This is a genomic window from Micromonospora sp. NPDC048830 (assembly GCF_043198215.1).
Classification (GTDB): Bacteria; Actinomycetota; Actinomycetes; order Mycobacteriales; family Micromonosporaceae; genus Micromonospora.
This window is the reverse complement of sequence record NZ_JBICUP010000099.1, coordinates 1-5,914: the sequence shown is the minus strand read 5'-3', so window position 1 is coordinate 5,914 and position 5,914 is coordinate 1. Positions and strand designations below refer to the sequence as shown.

Sequence of the window (5,914 nt, the reverse complement as noted above, 5' to 3'; positions counted from 1 at the left end):
GATTCGATCATTTGTGCTAATCGGCCGGGGTTCCGCGGGCGGCGTGAGCCGCCTGCCGTGTCGCGCCCGACGCGCGGAGGGACAGCACCGACAACTTGCGCTACGTGATGTCATCGTCGACTCCGTCGGACGCATGGATGACGAGGACCGTGAACCCCCTTCGCCTACGTCGGCAGCGACTGGGACACCATGCTCGCCGCATTGGCTGAACTTGGCCCTCCAAGCACGACTGTGCCCGATGGATGATGTTCCGTGCGGGATCGATTGAGTGAACGGGCGAAGCGCCCGAGCAGAGGCGTCTTCGGAGAAGAACCGCCTGGTCCGATTCCACGCGGACCAATCCTGAGCTACCCGGCCAGGTGCTGCTGCGCTTTTGCCCGGTGCCCGACCAGGCCGGTCAGAGCGACCACGGGGGAGCCGCTCTGACCGCTGATCCGTAACTGTATGGGTGCGTCGGGTCGCCGGCAACAGGTCGAGTGGGCGGCCTGGACGTGCCCGGTTGGGTGAGCTGGGCTTTCTTGGCTTGAAGCGGATGCTGGCCGGCGGTGGCCGAGGCCCATCGGTTGGCCGGGCTCCGACGGGTGCTGTGGTGTGTCGGCTCCGGCACTGCGGGGACGCTGACTCGGCGCAGACAGCGTCGTCGAGGAGTGGCTCGTTCCTGCGGGCCTCGGCCGGTTGTGCCGGATCGAGCATGATCTTTAGGCTGTCACCGTTCGTGAGGTGTAAGAGCCGCCAGAGTGAGGTACGGGGCCGTGCTGCTGACCGACAGCATCCGTGGTGATCTGCAGGCGATGGCCGCGGGTGTGGGCGCGGCGCAGCAGGAAGCTGCTGCGGTCGACCACGCCGTCGAGCAGATCGCCGCCCGGGCCGTCGCGGCGGGCTTCGCGGGCATCGTGGTGGGGCTGGCTCGGGTACGCGAGCTGGTCGGGCAGGTCCGCACACGGCTGACGACGGTCGGCGGAGTCCTGGGCGAGGTATCACGCTCGGTCGCCGCAGTGCCGCAGCAGCCGTCACCCCAGGAACTCATCAGCGCGCTCACGCCACTGCTGGCCGCCCTCTCCTCCGCCGATGGCGGACTTTCGGCGGCGGCAGCCGGGATCGAGGAAGCCCGGCGGCTCGTCGCAGCGACGCTGCAGGGAGGCCAGCCGGGCCCAACGCTGGCCCGCCTGCAGCAACTCGGCCAGAGCCTCGCGACCATCAGGACACGAGGAGACGAGGCGCGCCAACATGTCGAAGCGGCACTGGCGCAAGCCCGGCAGGTCGGTGACCTGGGAAATTGACCACGGGCGGCGGCATCAGCCGACCGCCCACCACGCGCGACACCACCGCGAGCCCAAACCAAAAGCCGGCCGCATCGGAGCAGCTCCCCAGTTGGCTGGCGGACGCCGCCCGCGACCTGCCTCGACGACAAGCGAAGGACCCCACGTCCGGCGTGGCGTTGATCAACGGCGAGCGGATACCAATGAGATCTGGCCGCGACCCGGACGCCGCCGCTGACCTCAAGCCGGCCTACAAGCTCATCGCCACCACGACCGACCACCTTGAGGCCAAGCTCGCCGCCCGGATGCGCCGCGAACAGGTCATGCACGCGGTCGTGCTGACCAACAACCCGCCGTGCGACTACGAGCCCTACGGCTGCGAGAAGATCCTCTCCCGCCTGCTGCCGGCCGGCGCGCAGCTGACCGTGTACGTACGCGACGATGACGGGCAGGTACGTCTCTGGCGTACCTACAGAGGCAACGGAAAGGCAATCGCATGAAGGTGACGTGGGCATACGACCGAGGTGACCACCGCGACAACCACGAGGCCGACCTGACCGAACCCGCCGCCCTAGAGGCACTCCTCCACGAGATCCACGAGGCTGCCGAGCCCGTCGTGATCACCGTCTTCAGCGACACGACCGATGATGCCGATGAGCTGCCACCAGGCCTGCAGATCGGGCTCGGCCACCCCACTCACGCCTTCGCGGTACACATCGCCGACGACGGCGGCTACCTCAACGATCCCACAGTTCAGTCCCCGAGCGGGGGACTCAGCTTCGACCTCAGCGGGGTACCCACCGAGTACCCCGCCGAGCACCTGCGGATCCGGCCCGAAACGGCCATACAGATCGCAGCCACCTATCTCAAGACAGGAGGCGAGGCGCCTCATGTGCCCACTGTTGCGGAGTAACAGCACCCGCCCGACGTCGGCCTGCTCAACGGCGAGGCCTTCACATCCGGCAGGGAAACGTCCCCTGGCCGCCACATCGACCACGACCCGTTGAATACACATGTGCCGCGCCGCCGTCGGCGTCGAACGACGCCGTCGATCGGCACGACGACGCCCGGGTCATGGTTGGGCACCTGTCCGTGGCCTTGGTGCGGCCGGTGATCATTGAAGTGTCGGACGTATTCGGTCAGTACCGTCCTGGCGTGCCGTTCGCCGTAGATGAGGAGGTGGTCTGTGCACTCCTCGCGCATGCTGCGGCCCCAGCGCTCCACGAAACAGTTCGCCCTCGGTGTGCGCGGCGGCGTGTTCACCACCCGTATGCCGTCTGCGGTCAGGACCGCGTCGAAGGTCCGCCCGTACTTGGTGTCGCGGTCGCGGATTGGGAACCGGAAGTCGTTGGTGCGTTCTCCGAGGTCCATGAGCAGGTTGCGGGCCTGCTGGGTCACCCATGCCTGGGTCGGGTGCTCGGTCACGCCGAGCAGGTGTACCCGGCGGGTGGCGATCTCCATGACGACCAGCACGTACAGCCGGCGCAGCCACACGGTATCGACGTGGAAGAAGTCGGTGGCCAGCAGGCCGGTGGCCTGGGCGCGCAGGAACGTTCGCCAAGACGTGTCGGTCTGGTGGGGTGCGGGGCCGGGGCGGTCACGGGCCAGGATTCGGCGGATGGTGCCGAGGCCGGCGCGGTGGCCCGGTCCGAGCAGTTCGCCCTGGATTCTTTTGTGGTCCCAGCGGGGGTTGTCCCGGGTCATCCGGCGGATGAGCTCGCGGATTTCGTCGCTGGCGGGTGGTCGGCTGCCGCGGTGGGGGTAGGTCCAGCGGCGTTGGACCAGCCGGCGGTGCCAGGCCAGCAGGGTCGCCGGGGTCACGATCCGGTGGATGTGGACCGTGCGGGGCAGGCGGCGGGCCAGCGCGGACAGGATCGCCTGGTCTGGCCAGGACAGTCGTGGTCGGCCGTGGACCTGACGGCGCAGCACCGCGACCTCGTGGCGCAGGGCCAGCAGCTCCGCGAGCACCGCGCGGTCGCTGCGCGCCGCGAGGAGCAGAGCGTCGAACAGGCGGATCGCGACCAGATAGATCAGCTGGAAGACCATGACCACGAAGGTGCCTCATTCCCATGAAGCCCCAGCTCACTGCAGGTGCGACAGGTACTGGCACCGTACAGGCCAGGTCGGTGATGCCCGACAGCGCGCCGGACAGCACACGCAGCTTCACCTGATGGCGCTGGCACCAGTCGCGCACGGTGGGGATGTCGGCCAGGTCGCGGCACAGCCGGTACAGCTCGGAGACCGTGAGCCGGTCGCCGGGCCGGGCGAAGCGGGCCAGCTCCCGGAACCCGGCACGCTCCAGCGCCGGGATCTTGGACGAGGTGGCCGGGTCGCTGAACATCCGCGCCCCGGCCTCGGCGGTGAGCCCGGCCTCGTCAAGCAGGTGGGTCTGCCGCTGGGTGCTCTGCTCGTCGGTGGACACCCGCGTGTAGACCAACTCCGCCATTGCCTGTCCTGTTCATCCGATCGTCGCCGACACCGCTGATCCGACTGTCATCAAACGCTGTCGTCAACTCGGATCGGCCTGCATTGGATCGGTGGGTCGGATTCCCGTGGTCGGGAGTGATCCATTGACTCTGTTCCGTACCTGTCGTCAAATGGTCCTTTGCCGACAGAAACATCCGGGGCGAATGCTGCGTGCCCGGCCCGACGCTCAACCCCCCGCCCTGAAGATCAACTAAATGATCCCCGGTGACATGAGCGTTAGGAAAACCTCATGTCCGGCCCCTGCCAGGTGGCCCAGGCGCCGGGGTTCCCGCTGCCGTCGTCGGGCTGATTGTCGACGGGCGGCTGGCCGGGGTGGGTGGACATCCCGGCACCGTGGGCGGTCACATCAATGTCGGGATTCGGCCCCGCCGGTCCCGTCCACCCCTCCGGCCAAGACGATGCGGTGGGGGCGTTCGGGTCGTCCAGCGGCCCGGGCAGCCCGGGCAGACCCGTGTCCGCCGGTGGGGCAGGTACCGGCCCGGGCATCGGCAACGGAGGTGCCGGATCCGGTACGCCCAGTCCGGGCGGGAACGACTGCGTCCCTGGGAACTGGCTGGGCTGGTCGCCGCTGGGCTGCGACCACGATGTCGGGTCGGGCGGGGCCTGCGGTAGGGGCGGATCCATCGGTTGCGGCCCGGGGTCGGGTTCCGTGTCCAGGGCCGTGGGCGGGCCGACCCACGCCGCCGGATGGAGCGGATCAAACAGATCAAACAGATCGAGCGGATCGGCTGGGTCCACCTGGTAGGTGGCCCAGGCGTCGAGGTTCCCGCTGCCGTCGCCGGCCTGATTGCCGATGCGCTGCTGGCCGGGGTAGGTGGACATCGCAGCACCGTAGTGCCCGTCGGTCGCACCACTGCCGGGACCCGGCCCCGCCGGTCCCGTCCACCCCGCCGGCCAGGACGATGCGGTGGGGGCGTTCGGGTCGTCCAGCGGCCCGGGCAGCCCGGGCAGACCCGTGCCCGCCGGCGGGGCAGGTACCGGCCCGGGCATCGGCGACGTATCCCCGTGGTTCAGCCAGGACAGGTCCGCACTACCCTGCGGGCGGTCCGGTCCGGGGGCAGGGCCCGGCACCGGTGCTTGCCGGGGCGGACCCGGATCGGTCACCCTGTACCGCGCCGCCACGCCACCGTCATGTTCCTTGACCAGCTGCAGCAGACCATAGTTGCGCAATACCCGGATCCGGTCATTCACCGCCGACTGCCATGTGCCTGCCGCACGGGCGAGGGCTCGCTCGCTGGCGGTGATGATCCCGTCGCCGTCCATACTGTCGATTAGGGCGTTCCACAACTGCCGCAGCGGCTGCTCCTCCCGCTGCGTTGTGGTGGCGATGTGGCCGGCGTGCTGGTTGAACAGCGTCCGGGCCCCATCCGGGTCGCGCACCCACTGGCTGCCTGCAGGAAGGGCCGGCAACGATGCTTGCCGGGGCGGACCCGGATCGGTCACCTTGTACCGCGCCGTCCTGCTACCGTGACCTCTTGGGACCACCTGCAGCAGACGACGGTCGCGCAATGCCCCGATCCGGTCATGCACCGTCCGCCGCAGTGTGGATGTCGCATCGGCGAGGGCTTGCTCGCTGACGGTGATGAGCCCGTCGCCGTCCATACGGCCGATCAGGGCGTTCCACAACAGCCGCAGCTCCTCCTGCTGCTGCGTTGTGGTGGCGATGTGGCCGGCGTGCTGGTTGAACAGCGTCCGGGCCCTATCCGGGTCGCGCACCCAGCTGTCCGCAGTGGGTTGGGGTTGGGGTTGGTCGGGGTGGAGTGGGGCGGGGGTGGTGGGTGGCTCGTCGGCCGGGTGATGGAGGGTGTCGCCGGCGTGGAGAGTGCCGGCGTCGGTGCGGGTCACCGCTGGGGAGGGCTGCCAGTCCATGTCCGTCCCCTGGTAGGTGGCCCAGTCGCCGGGGTTCCCGCTGCCCTCGCCGGCCTGATTGCCGATGCGCTGCTGGCCGGGGTCGGTGGACATCGCAGCACCGTAGTGCCCGTCGGTGACACCACTGCCGGGAACCGGCTCCGCCGGTTCCGTCCACCCCGCCGGCCAGGACGATGCGGCCGGCCACGCCGGCCAGGACGATGTGGTGGGGGCGTTCGGGTCGTCCAGCGGCCCGGGCAGCCCGGGCAGACCCGTGCCCGCCGGCGGGGCAGGTACCGGCCCGGACATCGGCAACGTAT

4 protein-coding genes and 2 pseudogenes are annotated in these 5,914 nt (G+C 69.5%); 3 read left to right on the top strand and 3 right to left on the bottom strand.

The genetic code is table 11. From position 1 onward, the window contains the following. The first annotated feature begins 752 nt into the window (after positions 1-752). The 3 genes from ACGFIZ_RS33895 to ACGFIZ_RS33885 are packed head-to-tail and all read left to right on the top strand — an operon-like array spanning position 753 to position 2,172. Entirely contained in the window at positions 753-1,280 is a 528-nt protein-coding gene (locus tag ACGFIZ_RS33895) for a DUF6244 family protein (RefSeq protein WP_393427347.1), read from the top strand. Continuing rightward, positions 1,277-1,759, top strand: a complete 483-nt coding sequence (locus ACGFIZ_RS33890) for a DddA-like double-stranded DNA deaminase toxin (RefSeq protein WP_393427344.1) — start codon at positions 1,277-1,279, stop codon at positions 1,757-1,759. Before ACGFIZ_RS33895 ends, ACGFIZ_RS33890 begins: the two co-directional genes overlap by 4 nt. Then, complete coding sequence (locus ACGFIZ_RS33885; protein WP_393427341.1) at positions 1,756-2,172, top strand: Imm1 family immunity protein; 417 nt, start codon at positions 1,756-1,758, stop codon at positions 2,170-2,172. Before ACGFIZ_RS33890 ends, ACGFIZ_RS33885 begins: the two co-directional genes overlap by 4 nt. On the opposite strand, the gene ACGFIZ_RS33880 is transcribed toward ACGFIZ_RS33885, so the two are convergent. From ACGFIZ_RS33880 to ACGFIZ_RS33870, 3 genes and pseudogenes are all read right to left on the bottom strand, one after another. After that, positions 2,148-3,305 carry an integrase core domain-containing protein gene (locus tag ACGFIZ_RS33880; protein ID WP_393427339.1) on the bottom strand — a complete coding sequence of 386 codons (1,158 nt, stop codon included), beginning with the start codon at positions 3,303-3,305 and terminating at the stop codon, positions 2,148-2,150. The genes ACGFIZ_RS33885 and ACGFIZ_RS33880 overlap by 25 nt on opposite strands. 160 nt (positions 3,306-3,465) lie before the next feature. Then, positions 3,466-3,705, bottom strand: a pseudogene (locus ACGFIZ_RS33875) (recombinase family protein); the annotation flags it as partial. A 257-nt stretch (positions 3,706-3,962) separates the two neighbouring features. Continuing rightward, a pseudogene (locus tag ACGFIZ_RS33870) lies at positions 3,963-5,914 on the bottom strand (hypothetical protein); the annotation flags it as partial.

Bases quoted from the DNA above. Each gene is read 5' to 3' on its own strand.
- ACGFIZ_RS33880 (WP_393427339.1), bottom strand. From the start codon at position 3,305: ATGGTCTTCCAGCTGATCTATCTGGTCGCGATCCGCCTGTTCGACGCT.
- ACGFIZ_RS33885 (WP_393427341.1), top strand. From the start codon at position 1,756: ATGAAGGTGACGTGGGCATACGACCGAGGTGACCACCGCGACAACCAC.